A 22095-nucleotide genomic window follows, 5' to 3' on the forward strand; every position below is an offset into this window, starting at 1 on the left:
CTCCTCAGATAGACAGCTTTTTAACGCGCTTGCCGCCGTACAGCAGGTTCACGATGGCACGGGTGCCGATGATAGCGGTAAACATTGAGGTTGCGATACCGATACCGGTGGTGATCGCAAACCCTTTAATGGCACCGGTACCGACCGCGTACAGGATAAGAACTTTGATTAGCGTCGTAATGTTGGCATCAAAGATGGAACTGAAAGCACCAGCATAGCCTTCATGGATCGCCTGCTGTATAGAGCGCCCGTTACTCAGTTCTTCTTTAATGCGTTCGTTAATCAGAACGTTCGCATCGACCGCCACCGCAAGGGTTAAGACGATCCCCGCAATACCCGGCATGGTCAGCGTCGCCCCCGGAATCAGGGACATAATACCGACAATCAGCACCAGGTTAGCAATCAGCGCCGAGGTCGCAATCAGACCAAACTTCTTATAGAAGAAGATCATAAACAGGATGGAGACCACCAGACCGGCCAGACACGCTTCCAGGCCCTGCTTGATGTTCTGCATACCCAAAGTTGGGCCAATGGTACGTTCTTCAACAATCTGAATCGGCGCAATCAACGCACCGGCACGCAGCAGCAGAGAGAGCTGACGCGCTTCAGTAGGGTTGCTGATACCGGTAATACGGAAGCTGTTACCCAGACGAGACTGGATGTTGGCGATGTTAATCACCTCTTCCTCTTTCGCCAGAATCGCACGGCCGTTGGCATCTTTCTTACCGCTGTCTTTGTACTCCACAAACAGGGTCGCCATCGGTTTACCGATATTGTCCTTGGTGAAGTTAGACATGATGTTGCCACCAGCGCTATCCAGAGAGATGTTAACCTGCGCCTGGTTGTACTCATCCATGCTCGACGTTGAGTCGGTGATATGGTCACCGGTGAGGATTACGCGCTTGTACAGCACAACCGGCTGTCCTTCACGGGTAAACTTCACTTCAGAGTCGCCCGGTACACGGCCGGAAGCCGCTGCAGAGCTGTCAACGTTGGTATTAACCAGACGGAATTCCAGCGTCGCGGTCGCGCCCAGAATCTCTTTAGCGCGCGCGGTATCCTGGATACCTGGCAGCTCAACCACAATACGATCGGAACCCTGACGCTGAACCAGAGGTTCGGCAACACCCAGTTGGTTTACACGGTTACGCAGGATATTGATGTTCTGCTGAACGGCATATTCGCGGGCTTCTTTCAGACGGTCGTCAGTCATCACCGCTTTCAGGCCAGTGCTGCCCTGAGTAGAGATAACCAGATCGCGATGGCGAGGGCTTAGATATGAGATAGCCTGGTCGCGGGCCGCGCTATCGCGGAAAGCGATGCTCAGACCATAGTTGTCTTCCTTGCGCACGGTCGCGTAAGGAATGCTTTTATCACGCAGCTCGCCGCGCAGGCTGTCGATGTTTTGTTCCTGCAGTTTGCCCAAGGCGGTGTCCATGTCAACTTCCATCAGGAAGTGCACGCCGCCGCGCAGGTCAAGACCCAGCTTCATCGGTTCGGCATACATGGCCGCCAGCCAGCGCGGGGTTGCCGGAGCAAGGTTAAGCGCCACGACGTATTTGTCACCCAGCACGCCCATCAGCGCTTCGCGCGCGCGCAGCTGGATATCGGTGGAGTCGAAGCGCGCAAGAATTGCGCCCTCTTCCAGTGCCACAGACTTCGCGGTAATTTTTTCTTCTTGTAGTGTTTTCTGGACCTGGATCAGCGTTTGCTCACTGGCGGCGACGCCGCGCGCGCCAGTGATTTGAACGGCCGGATCCTCACCATACAGGTTGGGAAGCGCATACACTAAGCCGACGACAATAACGACGACCAGCATGATGTACTTCCACAAAGGATAACGGTTTAACACGGCAGTTCCCTTAGGGAAAATGGGTAATTACAGCGCTTTCATAGTGCCTTTCGGCAGAACGGCAGCTACGAAGTCACGTTTGATAACCACTTCGGTGGTATCGTTCAGCGCAATAGCGATGTATCCGCTTTCCGCAACTTTAGTCACACGCCCAACCAGGCCACCGTTGGTCAGCACTTCATCGCCTTTGGCAATGGAGTTCATCAGGTTTTTATGTTCCTTGGTGCGTTTCTGCTGTGGGCGCAGGATCATGAAGTAAAAAATCAGACCAAACACCACCAGCATCAGAATCAGAGACATCGGGCTGCCCTGCGCTGCGCCACCGGTTGCTGCTACCGCATCAGAAATAAAAAAGCTCATTGAAATTCCCTCATTATTAAAATTAGTCAACGTTCAAAGGTGGAACGGTTCGACCTTGACGTTGGTAAAAATCGGTCACGAAGCTCTCTAATTTACCCTCTTCGATAGCCTTGCGTAAACCAGCCATTAAACGCTGATAATAACGCAGGTTATGAATGGTATTGAGGCGCGCGCCCAATATTTCGTTGCAACGGTCGAGATGATGCAAGTAAGCGCGTGAATAATTGCGACAAGTGTAGCAATCACACTCCGCATCCAACGTCGCAGTATCGCTCTTGTGCTTCGCGTTGCGGATTTTCACCACGCCATCGGTGACGAACAGGTGGCCGTTGCGCGCGTTGCGCGTCGGCATGACGCAGTCGAACATATCGATCCCGCGACGCACCCCTTCAACCAGATCTTCCGGCTTACCGACGCCCATCAGATATCGCGGTTTGTCGGCCGGGATCTGCGGGCAGACGTGCTCCAGAATACGGTGCATATCTTCCTTCGGCTCGCCAACAGCCAAACCGCCGACAGCGTAGCCATCAAAGCCAATATCTACCAGACCTTTAACAGAGATATCACGTAAATCTTCGTAAACGCTGCCCTGAATGATGCCAAATAGCGCGTTTTTGTTGCCCAGACCGTCGAAACGGTCGCGGCTACGTTTAGCCCAGCGCAGAGACATTTCCATCGAGCGCTTAGCGTAATCCCAGTCCGCCGGGTAAGGCGTACACTCGTCGAAGATCATCACGATGTCAGAACCGAGATCGTACTGAATCTCCATCGATTTTTCCGGATCGAGGAAAATCGGATCGCCGTTGATCGGGTTACGGAAGTGCACGCCCTGCTCGGTGATCTTACGAATATCGCCGAGGCTGAAGACCTGGAAACCGCCGGAATCGGTGAGAATCGGCCCTTTCCACTGCATAAAGTCGTGCAGGTCGCCGTGCAGCTTCATGATCTCCTGGCCCGGACGCAGCCACAGGTGGAATGTATTACCGAGGATGATTTGCGCGCCGGTCGCTTTCACTTCCTCCGGCGTCATCCCTTTTACGGTGCCGTAAGTGCCGACGGGCATAAATGCTGGCGTTTCAACAACGCCGCGCTCAAACACAAGACGGCCGCGACGCGCGCGACCATCGGTGGTATCTAACTCAAATTTCATTATTACTCCTGCGTCAGAAAAACAGTCTGACGTTAAACACTCGTGTCGCGGACTTATTCCCCAACACGCTCAAAAATAGCCTGCGGATTGTACGTGATAAACATCGCGTCCCCGTAGCTAAAAAAGCGATAATTTTGTTCTACCGCAGCCTTATAGGCATTCATGGTGTGCTGATAACCAGCAAACGCAGAAACCAGCATAATCAGTGTCGATTCAGGCAGATGGAAGTTGGTCACTAACGCATCTATCACTTTGTACTGATAGCCAGGATAGATAAAAATCTGCGTATCGTCGAAAAAAGGCTCAATCAGGTCGTTTTTTGCCGCCTGGGCCGCACTTTCCAGCGAGCGCACCGACGTTGTTCCAACGGCAATCACCCGGTTGCCGCGCGCTTTTGCCGCCAGAACCGCGTCGACCACATCCTGCGGCACTTCCGCATATTCGGAATGCATAATGTGGTCTTCGATTGAATCTACGCGCACCGGCTGGAACGTCCCGGCTCCCACGTGTAGCGTAACGAACGCCGTTTCGATACCTTTTTCGCGCAGTGCCGCCAGCAGTGGGTCGTCAAAGTGCAGACCAGCGGTCGGCGCGGCAACAGCGCCAGGCTTAGTGCTATAGACCGTTTGATACAGCTCGCGGTCTGCTTCTTCATCCGGGCGGTCAATATATGGCGGCAGCGGCATATGGCCGATGGCGTTAAGGATATCCAGTACCGGGCGCGAGTCGTTGAATTCGACTTCAAATAGCGCACCGTGACGCGCCAGCATGGTGGCGTTAATGCTTTCATCATCACCGAGCAGCAGCTCGGCACCGGGTTTCGGCGCTTTAGAAGCGCGAATATGTGCCAGAATACGTTTATCATCGAGCATACGCTCGACCAGCACTTCAATCTTGCCACCGCTGGCTTTGCGGCCAAACAGACGGGCCGGGATCACGCGGGTATTGTTAAAGACCAGCAGATCTCCAGGGTTGAGCTTATCGAGTAAATCGGTGAAAGTACCGTGCGTCAGCGCGCCCGTCGGCCCATCTAGTGACAGCAAGCGGCAGCTGCTGCGCTCAGGCATGGGATAGTGGGCAATCAGGGATTCGGGTAATTCAAAGGAAAAATCGGCAACGCGCATGACGGTAACTCAGACTTAATAAAGAGGCGGGTAGTCTAGTGCCGGGAGGTTCTCCCTGCAACCGTTACCCTACTCAACGCCGGATATAATAGCTGAACACAATAATTAACCTGCAAGAACGGCAAAACGGTCAGTGACCATGTGAAGGATTGAAGTCGATATGAATTTTCTCGCGCATTTACACCTCGCCCACCTTGCGGATAGCTCGCTGCCAGGCAACCTGCTTGCCGACTTTGTTCGCGGCAATCCGCAACATGATTACCCCGCCGATATCGTTGACGGCATTTTTATGCACCGGCGTATCGATGTGATGACCGACAACCTGGCAGAAGTGAAAGAAGCCCGTGAGTGGTTCCGCCCGCAAACCCGTCGCGTCGCGCCGATTACTCTCGACGTGATGTGGGACCACTTCCTGTCGCACCACTGGGAACGCATTTCTCCTGAGATGCCGCTGACCGAGTTCGTTCGCTATGCGCATACTCAGGTAGCGCAGATCCTGCCCGATTCTCCACCGCGTTTTGTGAATCTCAACGAGTATCTCTGGTCGGAGCGCTGGCTTGAGCGCTATAAAGATATGGATTTTATCCAGAACGTACTCAACGGTATGGCCAGCCGCCGCCCGCGCCTTGATGCTCTGCGCGACTCCTGGCAGGATCTTGATACGCATTATGACCAGCTTGAGCAGCAGTTCTGGCGTTTCTATCCGCAGATGATGGCTCAGGCAAAAAAACGCGAGCTATAAATGATTGCGCTTTTTTTGGAAAAGACTATTCTGAAAAGCGTTTTAAATAACAATTGATAGACAAAACCTATCTCATCGATTGTCAGCTTACCATTGAGTTCATTCACCCCTCTCCCTATACTTGCCCGCGTTGCGTTCCAATTAACCTTAGTATTAACAGGAGAATCATATGGTTCTGGTTACTCGTCAGGCTCCGGATTTTACCGCGGCAGCAGTATTAGGTAACGGCGAAATCGTTGAGAAATTCAATTTCAAACAGCACACCAGCGGTAAAGCTACCGTCCTGTTCTTCTGGCCGATGGACTTCACCTTCGTTTGCCCGTCTGAACTGATCGCTTTTGATAAGCGTTATGAAGAATTCCAGAAACGTGGCGTAGAAGTGGTTGGCGTTTCTTTCGACTCCGAGTTCGTACACAACGCATGGCGTAACACTCCAGTCGACCAGGGTGGTATCGGTCCGGTTAAATACGCAATGGTTGCTGACATCAAACGCGAAATCCAGAAAGCGTACGGTATCGAGCATCCGGACGAAGGCGTTGCCCTGCGCGGCTCTTTCCTGATCGACGCTAACGGCGTTGTTCGTCACCAGGTGGTTAACGACCTGCCGCTGGGCCGTAACATCGATGAAATGCTGCGTATGGTTGACGCGCTGCAGTTCCACGAAGAGCACGGCGAAGTTTGTCCGGCACAGTGGGAAAAAGGAAAAGAAGGTATGGCCGCTTCTCCGGAAGGCGTTGCTAAATACCTGACCGAGAACGTTTCCAGCCTGTAATCGGCGTACGTTTCAAAAAAAGGCTCGCAGATGCGGGCCTTTTTTGTTTTATGCCGTACCGTCTTTTTTCACTTCACGCCAGATTCGCCACGCCATCAGCGCCAGAACCGCAACACCCAATATCAGCGCTCCCCATACCAGCAGCGTTTTCCACTTGCTTTGCTGTTCTGCAGCCGACGTCGCCGTCAATCGCGCTTCGCCGCCCAGCATCACGCTTTCTTGCGCGACCGCCAGAGGTAGCTCATTCACAGCCTGCGTTTTATGCAGCGACGCAGGGATCAGCATGTCGATCCCGACATCTGCCTTTTGCGCCGCCCGGTTACCCCAGGCCAGCATATAGGGCCCTTTCCCCTGGGTATTAAAGACCACCTGGTATTGATCGCGCGCACCGCTTACCGCTGGCAGTTGTTCCGGTAATCTGGCGTTAATCGCCTTCATCCGCACCGCTTCCACCAGTTGGCCTGAAAGCTGAATATCCTCCGAACGCTTGCCTTCCAGCTGATATAGCACAGTTTTCGTCAGCGGCTGCCAGGCGTCTTTTTCGCCGCTGCGCCAGCTCAGTTCGGCGGGCAATACCCCATCGTTGTCCAGAATCACCCTGAGCGAAGTCAGCGGCTGAGGCTGGCTCCAGCGCCAGACAGCTTCCTCGTCTGAAATCTTGCTCGCCTGAGCATTTATCTCAATGCGCGTAGACTCAGGCTCTCTACGTTCAGCCAGTGCTTTTACGTCTTTTAATACTATCGACTTGCTTTGCGCATCAAAGATCACCAGCAGATAACGATTCCCCTCCGCAGAGAGCGTGAGGTTGGCGCTAATCGTGTCCATTTTCAAACGATCGTTTTCACGTGCCAGATCCATAAGCGGAGCATCCTCCTGGAGAGGACGCCAATACTTCAAGTCACGACTGGTGTATAGCGACGCTTTCCCCTGCCAGTTTTCCGCTGGCGAGTCCCAGTTCAGATGCAGCTGAGCCAGCGCAAAAGCGTCCGTTTTATCCTCCGGCAGAGTCAATAAATAGCTCTGCCCAAGCGCCCTGACATCATCACTTTCCAGACGAATTTCAATCCCCGTTGTGGAGCGCAGGACTAAAGATTCCCCACTACGGTGCCCCTCTTCACGCGGTGGAACCAGCGACATTTGTAGAGGAAAGAGTCTTAGCGTCATCGCTTCGGGCGTAACGGGCTGCGCCTTCTGTGCTTGCAGAGCAAACGGCACGGTATCTCCCTGATGATTAAATACCCGTACATCGCGCAAATCAGGCCATGCCGTTCCCTGATATATTGGCTGAGGAAGCTCAACGCGATACCATGGCGACGCGCTAGTGGTTTTCAGCATCACTCCCTGTGCGTAGTCCTGAGGCGTTTCTCGTACCTCATCGCCACCTATCGCCGCCCCTGTTACGCCCAGCAACAAACCGCATAGTACCGTTTTCATCCATTTCATTTTTCTTCTCCTGCTTTGGGCGGTAACGGGGAAAAATACCCGACAATCAACACCAAAATAGCCACGCCGATAAACGCAACAGCCCGCGCCAGACCGCCACCACGTGCGCTATCCACCAGCATCAGTTTCACAATAACAACGCCTAACAACGCCGCGCCGCATAACCATTCGCGGCGTGAAAACCGCCGCGTCGCACGCAACATTACCGCCAGCGCCGCCAGCGTCCAGACCAGCGCAAAAGTGGTCTGAACCAAGCGTGAATGCCACAACGCCTCTACATTCCAGGCTACCTCGCCGTACCAGGCCAGGGCGCGTAGCAGCAGGCCATTCAGCCACCAGAAACCAAGCGCTAGCAGAGCAATAACAGGCCAGGGGCGGCATACCGATAACTGCACCGGAAAATAACGCAGCGAAACGCGATAAAAAACCGTCAGCCCAAGCAGCGCGAAAACCGCGCCCTCTTCAAGTGGGTTAATAAACGGTAAATAAGTCTGGCCATAGACTGCACCATCCTGCAAATTCGTCAGCGTTAACAAGCACCCCAGCACAATCGCCACCGGTATCATCGCCTGAGAAGCATACAGCGCCGGCCATTCCCGGAATGGCCAGATTTGCCGACGGACCGCTTCATAAATCAGGAAGATCAACACCCCGCCTGCCGCCATCATTAATCCGCTCGCCCAGGCCGACATCCCCCACGGCAAATCCTGCGTAAACCAAAACAGTTCCATTGCCAGCGCCAGCAAAATCATCCAGAACAATGACAGGTGAGTAAGCTGACTTATGCGCGGCGGTAATGAATGCCCATCACACCAGAGCAGGGCTACCGCCGCGGGTAGCGCCACACACCAGGCCAGATTTTGCCAACCAGCAGAGAAAATCTGCAGTTGGGATAGCTGATACAACAGCACCATCAGCATCATTGGCCATAGCAACCATTTGCTCAAATCCAGCTCTCGCCAGACCAAACGAGCAGCGACCGCGCGCCAGCACCACGCCGACCCGGCCAACGTCGCCAGCAGGCCAAATAAAATCTGCGAACCTTGACTCAACGCCAACTGCGATACGCCGATAAGCGCTACCATCCAGAACAGTAGCCCGCCCGTAAGCAACACCCAGCTACCCTGTATTTGAAGGCTTCGCCACAGCCATGCGGCAACTAGCCAGCTAAGACTGAGTACGGCAAAAATCAGCATCAATGAAAGCGGCGTGGCATCATTCACCTGCGCCCAGAGCGCGCTGCAAACCGCCAAAATGAGTAGTGCGGTACCGCTGTAGCTCATACGTCGCTGCTGCTGTTGCACACCCAGCCAGAGGATGCCAAGCCCTTCCAGCGACCAGGCCATCGCGGTCCAGCGGGCCGAAAGCGCAAGGGGAATAGCAAGGGTGGTAAATGCGCCGCCGAGCGCCAGCGCAGCCAGTACCAACGGCTTCCCTAAAGAGGGGTAACGACGCAGCGCCAGCCAGGCTAAAGTCAGATAGAAACCACCATAGCCCAACGCGCTGAGCGCCGGGCCGTATTCCATATGTCGAGTGATGGCGTACTGCATACCAAAGCCGACCAGCGGCGGCGCAAACAGCAGAACGCCGTCAATCACCTGCTTGCCTTTTTCCTGTGCCCGCAGCGACAACACCACGCTCAACACACCAAAAATAATCATATTGGCGATTAAGAACAGCTGGCAGCTCAGGTAAAACTCTGGCCGATAACCTTTCAATCCCCACAGGCCACCGACGCCAAAGGTAAACAGCAGGCCAAGCAGATTAAGCTCTCGCCAGTGCTGGCGAATGCTGATGGCAAGAATGCCGACCGACAGCAGAAGATAGAATGAGAACAATGCGACATGACTGCCGCCGCCGGTAGAGAGCAGCAGTGGCGCAAGATAACCGCCAAGGCTCGCCAGCATGGCCAGGCTGAGCGCTTTTTGCAAAATCGCCAGTCCCACGCTCGCCGCACAAATTACCACCAACAGCGCAAACGCCAGGGGCATCGGCAACATCTGCCATAAACGAAATGCGCCAAAAACGGTGAGATAGAGCGCACCCGTTGCCCCACCCTGTAAGATCAGCGCATACATCGGTTGCTTATGCCGCAATCGCCATCCAACAGCCAACAGGACAATCGCGAACAGCGCCGCAGCCGCAAGGCGTAGCTCGAGCGGGAACAGCGCATGTTCCACGGTATAGCGCAGGAGAAATGAGAGGCCAAGAAATAACAGCAGGATACCGAGCTTCGCCAGCGGGTTGCCCTGCATAAACCAACCTACCAACGAGGATATCATTCCACCAAATGCGGAAGGCTGCTCGGTTTCGGGAGCAGATTTTGCCGCTTGCTCTGGCTTCGTCATTGGCATCGGCATTGGCGTTGGTTTAGGCTGCGAAAGCCACGGATCGATGGCTTCAGCCACTGGCTCCGGTCGAGGCTCACTGGACTCCGCCGCTGGCATTGTCGGTGCGACGGCGGTGGCCTCTGCCGCAGGCGCCTGTGCGACACCGCGTCGCTCAAGCTCCTCTACCCGACGTCGCAAAGCCGCCAGCTCAAAACGGACCGCCGCGCTGCGCCTGAGCGCGGCAATCGCCACGAGCGGCCCAATCACCAGCCCGCAGAATAAAATAATACAACCAAAGATCAGTAGATCATCCATGTTCTTACCTTCATTCGTTGAAGAGGGAGCAGAATGACACAAGTGGCCTTATCAGCGCTATCCGAGTTAGATGAAAAACGCAAATGAGAGCGTCCATGCCCCCACAAGGTAAACGTTTTATGCTTTAAAACGCAAAGCAGGAGCAGCCCAGCACGCCCCAGAAGGCCTGCTCATCGGCCACCGGAATCGATGATTTGCGCGCTATATCATGCTGATGTCCGTGGACCCCACAGCTACCACAGCACTGGTGCATCTGGACTATCGCGCCAATTTTCGACGCCGTCGGCGGCGCTGAACGGTAATGTCCCGGCACCTTCACTACCGGCGACCACTCGGGCAGCACGGGGATTGACGGTGGAGCCAGCGGCGAGAAGTGCCCGGCGGCGTAAACGACTTTGCCGTCAACGACCGTCAACACCGACTCGATCCCCTTAATTTCCTCTTCCGCCACGCTAAAGTAGTCTTTGGACAGCACCACCAGGTCGGCAAGCTGATCTGGCTCGATACGCCCTTTCTTACCCTGTTCGCTGGAGAACCACGCGCTTCCCGCGGTCCACAATTCCAGCGCCACGTCGCGCGGCAGGCGGTTGCTTTCGTCGTACATCGCCATCCCGCCAACCGTACGCCCGGAAACCAGCCAGTAAAGCGCGGTCCACGGGTTGTAGCTCGCCACGCGGGTGGCATCGGTGCCCAGCCCTACCGGAACGTCCAGTTCGAGCATTTTCGCCACCGGCGGCGTATGTTTGACCGCATCTTTGCCGTAGCGGTCGACAAAATATTCGCCCTGGAAAGCCATCCGGTGCTGCACCGCAATACCGCCACCCAGCGCTTTCACGCGTTCGATATTGCGCTCGGTAATGGTTTCCGCGTGATCAAAGAACCAGTGCAGGCCGTTGAACGGAATATCGCGGTTGACCTTCTCGAAGACGTCGAGCATCCGGCTGATAGATTCATCATAGGTCGCGTGCAGGCGGAACGGCCAGCGGTGTTCGACAAGATGGCGCACCACCCGCTCCAGCTCATCTTCCATTCCTTGCGGCAGATCCGGGCGCGGCTGGAGGAAGTCTTCAAAATCCGCCGCCGAAAAGACCAGCATCTCCCCAGCACCGTTAGCGCGGTAAAAATCAGTCCCCTGCCCCGGTTTGAGCATATCGGTCCAGCGCTCAAAGTCTTCCAGCTCCTGCTTTGGCCGCTGGGTAAACAGGTTATAGGCGATACGCACGGTCATCTGCTCTTTGGCGTGTAACTGCTCAATAATTTCATAATCTTCTGGGTAGTTCTGAAAACCACCTCCGGCGTCGATAGCGCTGGTCAGCCCCAGGCGATTCAGTTCACGCATAAACTGACGCGTTGAGTTGATCTGCAGCTCCAGAGGCAGCTTCGGTCCTTTCGCCAGCGTCGAATAGAGGATCATGGCATTGGGTTTGGCGATCAGCATCCCGGTCGGATTACCGTTACCATCGCGAACAATCTCACCGCCCGCCGGATCCGGAGTCTCTTTGGTGTAGCCCACCGCCTTTAATGCTGCGCGATTAAGCAGCGCGCGATCGTAGAGATGCAGAACGAATACCGGGGTATCCGGCGCCGCGTCGTTCAGCTCTTCGAGGGTTGGCATCCGCCGTTCGGCAAACTGGAATTCGCTCCAGCCCCCCACCACCCGTACCCACTGCGGAGACGGCGTACGGTCGGCCTGATCTTTAAGCATCCGCAGCGCGTCCGCTAGCGAAGGCACGCCCTCCCAGCGCAGCTCCAGATTGTAGTTCAGGCCACCGCGGATCAAGTGCAGGTGAGAATCATTGAGACCGGGGATCACCGTATGGCCTTTGAGATCGATAATTTGCGTCCCTTCGGCAGCAAAGCTCATGATCCGATCGTGACTACCGGCGGCGAGAATTTTACCATTGGCGATCGCCAGCGCATCAGCGAGCGGATTTTGACGATCGAGAGTATGAACCCGACCATGGGTCAGGATCAGTGTGGCAGTTTGCGACATAACGCTCTCCTTCAGGAGGCTGGCTCAGCTTTTCTTTAACCAGCCAGCAAACAGACGGGTCACGATGGGCATCCAGAACCAGACCACCAGCGCGACCACACAGGCATCGTTGAACAGATGCAGCAACAGACTTCCCTTCAGCGAGGGCAATAGCATCCCGGTCACCCAGGGGACCAGGTTCGTGCTGGGGAAAATCACCAGCAGGGTGATTAAAAATTGCTTCCAGCGCAGCGGCTGGCGGACGTTCGCCGCAGGCGGAGTAAACCAGAAAGCCGCTTCGGTACGTACTTCGGTCCGGTCGCCTTCACTCAGCAGCGGTGCGATTTCCGCCACCAGCTCGCGACGCGTTTCTGACTGCGTCCACGCGTAAAGATGCTCAATGGTGTCAAAGCGAATGATAACGCTCCATAAATTCTGCCCGGCGGCCGGGCGAATCACGTTGGCGCCAAGATGTCCGGGAAACTCCGCCGCAATCGGCATAATTTTACCCAGCCACTCTTCATAACGTTGGCCATGTTCGGGGTCGAGTACATGACTGATAACCAGGGTCACCGATTTCTGCTGCGCCATTAAGAGTTCCTTGCTTCAGGGTAATGACGGGATTTACCCCGCCATCAGCCATAAATGACAATACACAAAATCATTCATGCTGCATCGAGGCGGCAAGGTTGTACGGCCCCGGGAGCTGACATAAGTCAGTGACCGGGGCGGGCAAAAGAAGCCAACAAAGAGGCAGCTTGAAGGATGAAGTGTATTTAGGCTTGACGCTCCGGCGCGCCATGCACCATGGTATACGCGTAATCCACGCCCATTCCGTAAGCGCCGCTGTGCTCGCGCACCAGGTCCATCACCGCGTCATAAGTCTCTTTACGTGACCAGTCGCGCTGATACTCCAGCAGCACCTGTTGCCAGGTCACCGGTACCGCACCGGCCTGTACCATACGGTCAATGGAACGCTCGTGAGCATCAACCGAAGTACCACCAGAGGTATCGGTCACCACATAAACTTCATATCCTTCATCCAGCGCCATCAGCGCCGGGAAGGTCAGGCACACTTCGGTCCACAAAGCAGAGATAATCAATTTTTTACGCCCGGTCGCTTTTACCGCCGCCACAAAAGCCGCATCTTCCCAGGAGTTCATTGAGGTACGTTCAATGGGCTTCACATCTGGATGCACAGCCAGCAATTCCGGCCAGATATAGCCGCTGAAGCTTTTAGTTTCTACTGAAGTATAAATCACCGGAACATTAAAAATTTTCCCAGCCTTGGCTAAAGCCACCGTATTATTTTTCAGGGTCTGGCGATCAATATTAGCCACGCCAAAAGACATTTGCGGCTGGTGATCAATAAAAATAAGAGCAGAGTTAGAGGGATCGATCAGTTCACGAATAGACATAATATATCCTGTTAATCAATTGGTTAAAAAGATACTACCGTTACCGTTGTACTGTCTGGATCCTGACTGATAAAGCATGGTGAGTATAGTCAGTAATTTCTAACGAGTTATTAAAGATTTTTTTCTAATTTATTTCCAAAGCAAAAATTTATGACCAATCAATTAACTATCACAATATTAATGAAATTATGTTTATCAAAATTTTACGGTTAACTGTTCTAAATTATTCACTGGTATTGAACATCGCTCTTCGGTAAAAAATAGGCACGATTTTTTACCGGAAGTTAACTCATGCGCTTAAACCTTGATGTCCTGTTGATTCTCGACGCGCTGGACAAGCATGGCTCTTTTGCCACCGCCGCCGAATCGTTATTTAAAACACCCGCCGCGCTGAGCTATATGATTCAAAAGCTGGAAAACGATCTGAACATCACCTTGCTGGATCGCTCCGGACACCGGGCTAAATTTACCGATACCGGCAGAATGATGCTGGAAAAGGGGCGATTGTTGCTTAATGCTGCCAAAGATCTGGAAAAGCAGGCGGTTCAGCTCAGCGCCGGCTGGGAGCGGGATCTGGCTATCGCGCTGGATGACTCCTTCCCGTTTAGCACACTGTTGCCGCTGATCAGCGCGTTCTACGCCCAGCACCCGCAAACACGGCTTAATTTTACCCACCATACCCTCGCGGGCTCATGGGAGGAACTCACCCATAACGGCGCGGATATTATTCTCGGAGCGATTAATGAACCGCCAACGTCTGCCGAATGGTCGTGGAAAATGCTCGGCACAATGGACAATATTTTCGTCGTTGCGCCGGGGCATCCGCTGGCGGAAACCACCCAACCGCTCACCAACAAGCAGCTAAGCCTGCATCGCGCGGTGGTCATCAGCGATAGCGCTCGCTACTGTCACCCACTCAACAGCAACCTGCTCGACGAGCAGCCGCAAATTCGCGTTGATGATTTCGCCAGTAAAGTTGAACTGTTGCGCGCCGGGCTGGGCTGCGGCTTTTTACCGCGCCATATTGCCCGCCCGTGGCTGGAACGCGGCGAGCTGGTAGAAAAGGCCGTTATCTCTTGCCGCGAGAAAGATATCACCTATATGGCCTGGCGTAGCGGTAATGATGGGCTGGCTCAGCGCTGGTGGCGCGAGGCCATTCTCCAGAGTGAGCATCTGAGCCAGCTCTATGACTAACGGCTAAACCACACGTTGGCGGAGATAGCGGGTAGCGTCAGCACACCGTCGTGCAGCGCACCTGCTCCTTCTTTCAACTGCCAGTCGTTAACGTCAAGCAGCGGTGAATCCTCAACCACGACCTCGCAGGCTTCGCCGCGGTTAATCGCCACCAGCACACGCTGTTGCTTATAGACGCGCACAAACACCACCACGTTGTCTTCGGCATAGATCACCTGGCAGCCGCCGTAGCGCAGCGCCTGATTAGCCTTACGCAACTTGCTCATACGCTTGTACAAACCGAGCAGATCGCCATCCTGCAATGCCGGATCCCACGGGAAAGGCTTACGGCAGAACGGATCGTTATTACCATCCACGCCCACTTCATCCCCATAGTAAATGCAGGGGACGCCCGGCCAGCTAAACAGCCATACCACCGCCAGCGGCAAACGTGCTACATCCTTACCCAGTAGAGACTTAAAGCGGGCGGTATCGTGACTATCGAGCTGATTGAACATCCGCAACTGCTGCTGATGCGATAGCCCGGCGCGATAGTTATCCATCCACGCCATGCAGGTCTGAGCATCGATTTTCTGTGGATCGTAGGAAATATCGGTATTGGCAAGGAAGCCCCACAACGGGAAGGTAAAACCTCGGTAGTTCATCGCCGAATCTTCAACGTCGGCCTGTAGCCACTGGCGCGCATCGCCGAAATGCTCACCAAACACAAAGGCTTCCGGCTGCTCTTGCTTCGCCGCATGGGTGATGCCGGCAATATGGCGCAGGTTATTACGCGCCCCGCCGCCTTCGCCCAGCATATGCACTACGTCGAGCCGCCAGCCGTCCATACTCCACGGCGCTTTCAGCCAATGGCGCACCACACTATCTTCCCCGCCGTAGATTTCATTGACCAGGGTCTCTGACCGATAATCCAGCTTCGGCAAGCTGGCGTATCCCAACCAATCGTGGGCAACGCCCTCCGGGGAGAAGTTATACCAGTCGCGCCACGGCGAATCGGCATTATGGCAGGCACCACCGCTGCCGCGCTGATGGCGATCGAACCAGGCGTGCGAGTCACCGCTGTGGTTGAACACACCATCAAGGATCAGACGCATCCCCTCTTTTTGCGTGTTGTGGCGCAAGCGCAGCAGCGCCGCATCACCGCCAAACTGCGGGTCAACGCGCCGGTAATCTTCGGTATCATATTTATGCACGCTGGGGGCGACAAAGACCGGATTCAGATACAGCGCCGTTACGCCAAGCTGCTTCAGGTACGGTAGCTTTTCGCTAATACCATCAAGATCGCCACCGTAAAAGGTGGAGCCACCCGCCTCGCCGGTGAGCGGTTCATCCCACTCTTTACGCACGATGTCGTGACCGGCGGCATGATGATAGTAAACCTTGTCCTGTTCAGTCTGGCGTGACTGGCTGCGGGCAAAACGGTCAGGGAAAATTTGGTAAAACACCTGATCGGCTACCCACTGCGGTCCGCTGTCCGGAACATCGACGGCAAACTGCTCCAGCCTCGCCGGTGGGAATCGGTTAAAACCCTGTGGCGTGAACCACAGCTGACGGTCGGCCCACAGTAGCTTGAAGCTGTAGCGGCGACGCGGCTGTCCGTTGGCCAGGTTGATTTCCCCGCGCCACGCCACCACGCCCGAATGCGGCTCCTGCCGCAGACGGTGCATCGGCAGCGATAGTTCTTCATTATCTTCTTCTGCCCGCAGCGTCACCCGCTGCGGCAGATCGTCGCCGCTTAGCCATAACGTAATAAACAGTCGTTCCTGCTGTTCCTTAATAAATGGAGCAACCGGGAGGTGCCATGCCTTCAACATCGTTATTCCTCTCTTTGCAGAATGGGCACACCTTGCCACAGCGTACAGACGTATGACTCATCATCGGCAGAATTATTGGGGGAGGATAGCGGGGGTGGAGGGATCGCTTGCCGGATAGCCTGAGCATATCCGGCAATAAGAGAACAAAATAGCTACGCTTTAGCCAATTTACGCTCGCGACGGGTTTTAAACTGCCAGCCCACCAGCAGCAGGATAATCCACGCAAAGCCGACGTACAGCGAGATGCGGGTATCCGGATGGTAGCCAATCAGACCAATAATAAAGACCAGGAATATCAGCCCAATAACCGTCGTCGTTACCCCGCCCGGCACCTTAAACTTCAGCGCCTTTGCCTCTTCTGGCGGCAGACGGCGGCGGAAGGCAATCTGCGACAGCAGGATCATAATCCACACCCAGACGGTAGCGAAGGTGGCCAGCGAGGCGATCACCAGGAAGACGTTCTCCGGCATGATGTAGTTGAGATAAACCGCAAACAGCAGCGCAATGGTCATCACCATTACCGTCACCCACGGCACCCCGCGGCGCGACGTTTTGGCGAACATTTTCGGCGCGCTACCCTGCTCCGCCATACCGTGCAGCATGCGCCCCACGCCAAAGACGTCAGAGTTAATCGCCGACAGCGAGGCAGTCAGCACCACAAAGTTGAGGATGCTGGCGGCAAAGGTAATACCAAGATGCTGGAAGGTTAAAACAAATGGGCTACCGTTGGTCCCGACCAGGTTCCACGGATAGATAGACATAATCACAAACAGCGTACCCACGTAAAACACCAGAATACGCATCGGTACTGAGTTAATGGCGCGCGGAATGGATTTCTCCGGGTCTTTCGCTTCACCGGCGGTAATACCGATGATTTCAATCCCGCCGTAGGCGAACATCACCATCTGCAACGACATCACCATCCCCAGCCAGCCATTGCTGAAGAAGCCGCCGTGGCTCCACAAGTTGTGGATGCCGGTTGGCTGACCACCGTTACCGATGCCCCAGATAATGATACCGAAACCAGCCAGAATCATGATGATAATAGTGGCGACTTTGAAGAAGGAGAACCAGAATTCCAGCTCGCCGAAAACCTTCACGCTCATCAGATTAACGGCACAGATAATCAACACCACGCTGAGTACCCAAATCCAGTGCGGCACCGCCGGGAACCAGACGCCCATATAGATACCGAAGGCCGTCACGTCGGCGATAGCGACAATCAGGATTTCAAAACAGTAGGTCCAGCCGGTGATATAGCCTGCCAGCGGGCCAAGGTAATCTTGCGCATAGCGTGAAAACGAGCTGGCGGCCGGGTTATGCACCGACATCTCGCCCAGCGCGCGCATAATAATGTACGCCGCGACGCCGCCGATAATATAAGCCAGCAGAACGCTCGGGCCCGCCATTTTAATCGCGTCAGCCGAACCATAGAAAAGGCCGGTACCGATTGCCGACCCCAGCGCCATAAAGCGAATATGCCGGGTACTTAGCCCGCGCTTAAGCTTGTTACTACTTTCCATCGTGTTCCATGCCGTTTTTCTCCTCTGGCCTTCGCGGGGGCAAAATTCAAAGGAGCATGACCAAAAAAACAAAAAACCACGGGACCTGAAGTCCCGTGGTTAAACGCCTGCGTAAAGCGTCGGTTAATGCGCGCTGGATGTCACCTGACGTCCTGCTGCGCGATCCCAGATAACGGCCAGAATCACCATCACGGCGGTTGGCATCAGCCAGGCCAGACCCTGCTCTGCCAGCGGCAGACGCGCGGTCCAGGACGGCATAATCTCTGCAAACGCCGACGCTTTAATGCCATCAATGATACCAAACATCAGGCTGATAAACATTGCCGGGGCAATAACGCGGGACGAATTATGCCACCAACCGCGGGTAAAGCTTAATACAACCAGTGCGATACACGGCGGGTATATTGCCGTCAGCACCGGAATTGAAATCTGAATCAGGTGGCTCAGCCCCAGATTGGAGACCGCCATTGAGAACAGGCCGAGGATAAACACCAGCGTGCGATAAGAGAACGGCAGGTACTGAGCGAAGAACTCCGCGCAGGCGCAGGTCAGGCCCACCGCCGTAACCAGACAGGCGATAAAGATCAGCGCCGCCAGCAGGAAGCTCCCCGCGCCGCCGAAGGTGTGCTGTACGTAAGCATGCAGAATCGCCGCGCCATTAGCGGATTGTTCAACCAGCGTACCGCTGTCTGAGCCTAAGCGGAACAGCGCCAGATACAGCAGCGTCAGGCCCACGCCGGCCATCAGGCCAGCCCAGACGGTGTAGCGGGTCAACAGACGGGCTTCTGTCACGCCACGGGAACGCGCGGCGTTAACAATCACGATACCAAAGACCATCGCCCCGAGGGTATCCATGGTCAGGTAACCGTTAACGAAGCCGTTAGAAAATGGTGCAGTGCGATAGGCTTCCATCGCGTGACTCAGCGGGCCGGCAGGCCAGACGATTGCCGCAACGGAAAGAATAATCAGCGCAATGATTTTCAGCGGTGCAAGGAAATTCCCCACGGTGTCCAGCAGCTTGCCCGGATAGAGCGAAACGAGGATCACCAGCGCAAAATAGATAACGCTGTAAATCAGCAACGGCAGCGGACCATCGCCGGTCAGCGGAGCAATCCCCACTTCAAAGGAGACGGTGGCGGTACGCGGAGTAGCGAACAGCGGCCCAACGGCCAGATAGCAGACCACGGCCAGCAGAATACCGGCGACTTTACCAATCGGTGTGCTCAGGCTCTCGACGCCGCCGCCGACTTTCGCCAGCGCCACGACCGTTAGCACCGGCAAACCCACTGCGGTAATCAGAAAGCCAATGGCAGCGGTCCAGACGTGTTCGCCAGCCTGTAAACCAACCATCGGAGGAAAGATAATATTGCCTGCGCCGACGAACAGCGCGAAGGTCATAAAGCCCAACGCAATGATGTCGCGAGATTTTAACTGATGGGTCATAAATTCATTACTGCCTGTGGATGTGGTGTTGTACAAACGGTTAAATACCGCGCCTTCCCTTAGGGGATGATACAGCGGCCATTGTCAGTAAACTCAGCGGGATATGCTCCCAAAGCGGCGTGGAAAAGAATTGTTTTTTGAATTACCACGCAAAAACAGTCTGTCTGCGACCGTAGGGGGGCAATTTAAACGCTTATAACGTTTTAAAGCAAGGAGGGATCGTAAAAGCAGATGATTATGCTAACTCTATTTTCATAGCCAGAATGATTGACCTGACTGATGGAAAACATGTGGCTTATCATGCGAACAAAAAAGCAGCGAACGTTCGTTAATTACGCAGCTTCGATTTCGCTGCAAACGAAAATGACCAGCCGAAGCTGGTCATTGGCAAGTAATGCTGACACCCTGGCCATCGGGTTCAATTTTTGGCAATCAAACGTTCCGGTAACAGGAAGCTAAAACGCGTCCCTTTGCCCAGCGTGCTTTCAATTTCAAGACGGCTGTCGTGATGGCTCACGGCGTGTTTAACAATCGCCAGCCCCAAACCGCTACCGCCGGTTTGCCGGGATCGTGCCTTATCAACGCGGTAGAAACGTTCGGTCAGACGCGGAATATGCTCCGGAGAAATTCCCGGCCCGTTATCCTCGACGCTAAACAACGCGCCGTGCGGCGCACGCTGCCAGATCACGGTAATTTCCGTTCCCGCCGGGGTATGATTGACCGCGTTATACACCAGGTTGGAAATCGCGCTACGCAGTTGTTCTTCATTCCCCAACACTTTCAGCGACTCATCAACCGAAAAATGCAGAACATGCTTCTGCTGACTCAGGGTTTGCGCCTCGCGCTCCACCACCCGCAACATCATCGGCACATCGATTCTATCGTTCATCGCCAGTACCGGCGCGGCCTCTATTCGTGACAGCGTCAGCAGTTGTTTAACCAGGCCTTCCATACGCTGGGTTTGCTCGCGCATGGTGTGTAACGCTTTTTCGCGCGTCGCGCCTTCCAGCACTGCCTCCTGCATCATCTCCAGGTAACCCTGCAGCACCGTCAGTGGGGTTCGCAGTTCATGACTGACATTAGCGAAAAAGTTACGCCTCGCCCCTTCAAGCTGGTGCATCTGCGTGACATCGCGCGCCACCATCAGCAGCTGTTTGTCGCTGTAAGGCATCACGCGAATTTCCAGATGCCTGGCGTTATTCAACACCAGATTCAACGGCTTCGAGAAATCACGATATTTCAGGTAGTTGGCAAATTCCGGGTAGCGCAGCAGGTTAAGGATATTCTGACCGTTATCGTCCGGCCAGCGCAGATTAAGCGTCTGCTGGGCCAGGCCATTACACCAGAACATCACGCCCTCTTCGGTAGTTAAAACCACGGCATCAGGGAGAGATTCTGCACCGCTGCGAAAACGCTTTATAAGACTACCCAGCTCGCGGCGGCGCTTTTTATTACGCATCTGCATCTGATGCAAGCCGTACAGCAGCGGTTCCCAACTGCCGCTGCCCGGCGGTGGTGTCATGCTGCGGTCAACCCACAGCCACCACGACAGACGCATAAGATTCCAGAAATGCCAGATAAGCAAACCCGTCACCGCCGCCAGCAAAAACCACGGCAGGTGACCAAAAATCACCCCAAGGATCAGGGCCGGGATACAACATAAGAAAAGCTCAAGCGCCAGCCTTTTCCATGACAGCCGTTCCAGCACGGTTCACACTCCTGTCAACATTCAGAATCGGGCGGAGAAACGATATCCCGTACCGCGAACCGTTTGTACCATCCGGTCATGGCCGCTATGTTCCAGCGCTTTACGCAGGCGGCGAATATGCACGTCTACCGTTCTGTCTTCGACATAAACGTTAGTTCCCCAGACATGATTGAGCAGCTGTTCGCGACTATAGACACGCTCCGGGTGCGTCATGAAGAAGTGTAATAATTTAAACTCCGTCGGCCCCATATCCAGCGGGTTTTCACCGGTCATGACGCGGTGAGAGGATGGATCGAGACTCAACCCCTGCATTTCAATCACCTCTTCCACTGCCATCGGCGAAATGCGCCGCATCACGGCTTTAATTCGCGCCACCAGCTCTTTCGGAGAGAATGGCTTGGTGATGTAGTCATCCGCGCCGGTTTCCAGGCCGCGGACGCGATCTTCCTCTTCGCCGCGCGCGGTCAGCATCACCACAGGGATATCGCGGGTCATCGCTTCACGCTTGAGCTGTTTAATAAACTGCAGACCCGACCCACCCGGCAGCATCCAGTCAAGGAGAATCAAATCAGGCCAGGGTTCATTGAGTTGATTAACCGCGCTGTCAAAATCTTCCGCCTCGACGGGCTGAAAGCCGTTTTGCTCCAGAACAAAGCAGACCATTTCGCGGATTGGAGCTTCATCTTCAACGACCAGAATTCTTCTCGCCATTATTTACCCTGTATTTTTTAGCCATCAGTATAGAAGTGCGCGGCCATTATGCGTCAGATTTATGACAGATTTATGAAAAAAATGACGGGCAGATGAACAAGGGATTTTGAATTGTGACACGGACTTAACTCACCGGAGTGCAGTGTTATATCCGTCATACTTCAAGTTGCTTGTGCGTTGGCTACGGATTACTCGGCCCATCCATGGGCCTCGCCCCTACGGGG

General features: G+C 54.6%; 17 protein-coding genes. 3 read left to right on the forward strand and 14 right to left on the reverse strand.

Going from position 1 to position 22095, the window contains the following annotated elements:
* Positions 1-4: 4 nt before the first annotated feature.
* The 4 genes from secD to queA are packed head-to-tail and all read right to left on the reverse strand — an operon-like array spanning position 5 to position 4486.
* Entirely contained in the window at positions 5-1852 is a 1848-nt protein-coding gene (gene secD, locus DA718_RS22340) for a protein translocase subunit SecD (protein ID WP_112214115.1), read from the reverse strand.
* A 27-nt stretch (positions 1853-1879) separates the two neighbouring features.
* Positions 1880-2212, reverse strand: a complete 333-nt coding sequence (gene yajC, locus DA718_RS22345) for a preprotein translocase subunit YajC (protein ID WP_004099423.1) — start codon at positions 2210-2212, stop codon at positions 1880-1882.
* 22 nt (positions 2213-2234) lie between these two features.
* Positions 2235-3362, reverse strand: coding sequence for a tRNA guanosine(34) transglycosylase Tgt (gene tgt, locus DA718_RS22350; protein WP_112214114.1), 1128 nt, complete (start codon positions 3360-3362; stop codon positions 2235-2237).
* A 53-nt stretch (positions 3363-3415) separates the two neighbouring features.
* Positions 3416-4486, reverse strand: coding sequence for a tRNA preQ1(34) S-adenosylmethionine ribosyltransferase-isomerase QueA (gene queA / locus DA718_RS22355; protein ID WP_112214113.1), 1071 nt, complete (start codon positions 4484-4486; stop codon positions 3416-3418).
* A gap of 160 nt (positions 4487-4646) precedes the next feature.
* Between queA and acpH the strand changes: the two genes are divergently transcribed.
* Both acpH and DA718_RS22365 read left to right on the forward strand, forming a co-directional pair.
* Entirely contained in the window at positions 4647-5228 is a 582-nt protein-coding gene (gene acpH / locus DA718_RS22360; protein ID WP_112214112.1) for an ACP phosphodiesterase, read from the forward strand.
* Positions 5229-5397: 169 nt separating this feature from the next.
* On the forward strand, positions 5398-6000 hold the full coding sequence (locus tag DA718_RS22365; RefSeq protein ID WP_004099418.1) for a peroxiredoxin: 603 nt from the start codon (positions 5398-5400) through the stop codon (positions 5998-6000).
* A 48-nt stretch (positions 6001-6048) separates the two neighbouring features.
* Here the strand turns inward: DA718_RS22365 and DA718_RS22370 are convergent, their stop codons facing one another.
* From DA718_RS22370 to DA718_RS22390, 5 genes are all read right to left on the reverse strand, one after another.
* The gene (locus DA718_RS22370; protein ID WP_112214111.1) at positions 6049-7443 is read right to left on the reverse strand and encodes a DUF3999 domain-containing protein; all 1395 of its coding nucleotides are present in this window, start codon (positions 7441-7443) and stop codon (positions 6049-6051) included.
* Positions 7440-10088 carry a DUF2339 domain-containing protein gene (locus DA718_RS22375; RefSeq protein WP_112214110.1) on the reverse strand — a complete coding sequence of 883 codons (2649 nt, stop codon included), beginning with the start codon at positions 10086-10088 and terminating at the stop codon, positions 7440-7442. The genes DA718_RS22370 and DA718_RS22375 overlap by 4 nt, the downstream gene beginning before the upstream one ends.
* Before the next feature lie 124 nt (positions 10089-10212).
* Complete coding sequence (locus DA718_RS22380; RefSeq protein WP_112214109.1) at positions 10213-12081, reverse strand: amidohydrolase; 1869 nt, start codon at positions 12079-12081, stop codon at positions 10213-10215.
* 24 nt (positions 12082-12105) lie between these two features.
* Positions 12106-12651 (reverse strand): antibiotic biosynthesis monooxygenase, encoded by a 546-nt coding sequence (locus DA718_RS22385; protein WP_112214108.1) that lies wholly within the window; start codon positions 12649-12651, stop codon positions 12106-12108.
* 185 nt (positions 12652-12836) lie between these two features.
* The gene (locus tag DA718_RS22390; RefSeq protein WP_112214107.1) at positions 12837-13478 is read right to left on the reverse strand and encodes a hydrolase; all 642 of its coding nucleotides are present in this window, start codon (positions 13476-13478) and stop codon (positions 12837-12839) included.
* Positions 13479-13769: 291 nt separating this feature from the next.
* Here DA718_RS22390 and DA718_RS22395 point away from each other — a divergent pair, with 291 nt between their 5' ends.
* Entirely contained in the window at positions 13770-14672 is a 903-nt protein-coding gene (locus DA718_RS22395) for a LysR family transcriptional regulator (RefSeq protein WP_112214106.1), read from the forward strand.
* Here DA718_RS22395 and malZ read toward each other — a convergent pair.
* The 5 genes from malZ to phoB all read right to left on the reverse strand — a co-directional run bounded on the left by malZ (position 14669) and on the right by phoB (position 21871).
* Positions 14669-16486: a maltodextrin glucosidase gene (malZ, locus tag DA718_RS22400; RefSeq protein WP_112214105.1), complete on the reverse strand. Its 1818-nt coding sequence runs from the start codon at positions 16484-16486 to the stop codon at positions 14669-14671. The genes DA718_RS22395 and malZ overlap by 4 nt on opposite strands.
* Positions 16487-16638: 152 nt before the next feature.
* On the reverse strand, positions 16639-18009 hold the full coding sequence (gene proY, locus DA718_RS22405; protein WP_112214104.1) for a proline-specific permease ProY: 1371 nt from the start codon (positions 18007-18009) through the stop codon (positions 16639-16641).
* 123 nt (positions 18010-18132) lie between these two features.
* Positions 18133-19452, reverse strand: coding sequence for a branched-chain amino acid transporter carrier protein BrnQ (gene brnQ, locus DA718_RS22410; protein ID WP_112214103.1), 1320 nt, complete (start codon positions 19450-19452; stop codon positions 18133-18135).
* Between the two features lie 418 nt (positions 19453-19870).
* Entirely contained in the window at positions 19871-21160 is a 1290-nt protein-coding gene (phoR, locus tag DA718_RS22415) for a phosphate regulon sensor histidine kinase PhoR (RefSeq protein WP_112214102.1), read from the reverse strand.
* 21 nt (positions 21161-21181) lie between these two features.
* Positions 21182-21871, reverse strand: a complete 690-nt coding sequence (gene phoB / locus DA718_RS22420; RefSeq protein ID WP_004099401.1) for a phosphate response regulator transcription factor PhoB — start codon at positions 21869-21871, stop codon at positions 21182-21184.
* Between the last annotated feature and the right edge of the window lie 224 nt (positions 21872-22095).

The organism is Klebsiella huaxiensis, from assembly GCF_003261575.2.
GTDB lineage: Bacteria > Pseudomonadota > Gammaproteobacteria > Enterobacterales > Enterobacteriaceae > Klebsiella > Klebsiella huaxiensis.

What these genes read in the sequence shown, in the direction of transcription:
- DA718_RS22395 (WP_112214106.1), top strand. Translation starts at nt 13,770, where the DNA reads ATGCGCTTAAACCTTGATGTCCTGTTGATTCTCGACGCGCTGGACAAG.
- tgt (WP_112214114.1), bottom strand. Translation starts at nt 3,362, where the DNA reads ATGAAATTTGAGTTAGATACCACCGATGGTCGCGCGCGTCGCGGCCGT.
- queA (WP_112214113.1), bottom strand. Translation starts at nt 4,486, where the DNA reads ATGCGCGTTGCCGATTTTTCCTTTGAATTACCCGAATCCCTGATTGCC.
- yajC (WP_004099423.1), bottom strand. Translation starts at nt 2,212, where the DNA reads ATGAGCTTTTTTATTTCTGATGCGGTAGCAGCAACCGGTGGCGCAGCG.
- brnQ (WP_112214103.1), bottom strand. Translation starts at nt 19,452, where the DNA reads ATGACCCATCAGTTAAAATCTCGCGACATCATTGCGTTGGGCTTTATG.
- malZ (WP_112214105.1), bottom strand. Translation starts at nt 16,486, where the DNA reads ATGTTGAAGGCATGGCACCTCCCGGTTGCTCCATTTATTAAGGAACAG.
- proY (WP_112214104.1), bottom strand. Translation starts at nt 18,009, where the DNA reads ATGGAAAGTAGTAACAAGCTTAAGCGCGGGCTAAGTACCCGGCATATT.
- phoB (WP_004099401.1), bottom strand. Translation starts at nt 21,871, where the DNA reads ATGGCGAGAAGAATTCTGGTCGTTGAAGATGAAGCTCCAATCCGCGAA.
- DA718_RS22390 (WP_112214107.1), bottom strand. Translation starts at nt 13,478, where the DNA reads ATGTCTATTCGTGAACTGATCGATCCCTCTAACTCTGCTCTTATTTTT.
- DA718_RS22380 (WP_112214109.1), bottom strand. Translation starts at nt 12,081, where the DNA reads ATGTCGCAAACTGCCACACTGATCCTGACCCATGGTCGGGTTCATACT.
- DA718_RS22375 (WP_112214110.1), bottom strand. Translation starts at nt 10,088, where the DNA reads ATGGATGATCTACTGATCTTTGGTTGTATTATTTTATTCTGCGGGCTG.
- acpH (WP_112214112.1), top strand. Translation starts at nt 4,647, where the DNA reads ATGAATTTTCTCGCGCATTTACACCTCGCCCACCTTGCGGATAGCTCG.
- DA718_RS22385 (WP_112214108.1), bottom strand. Translation starts at nt 12,651, where the DNA reads ATGGCGCAGCAGAAATCGGTGACCCTGGTTATCAGTCATGTACTCGAC.
- DA718_RS22365 (WP_004099418.1), top strand. Translation starts at nt 5,398, where the DNA reads ATGGTTCTGGTTACTCGTCAGGCTCCGGATTTTACCGCGGCAGCAGTA.
- DA718_RS22370 (WP_112214111.1), bottom strand. Translation starts at nt 7,443, where the DNA reads ATGAAATGGATGAAAACGGTACTATGCGGTTTGTTGCTGGGCGTAACA.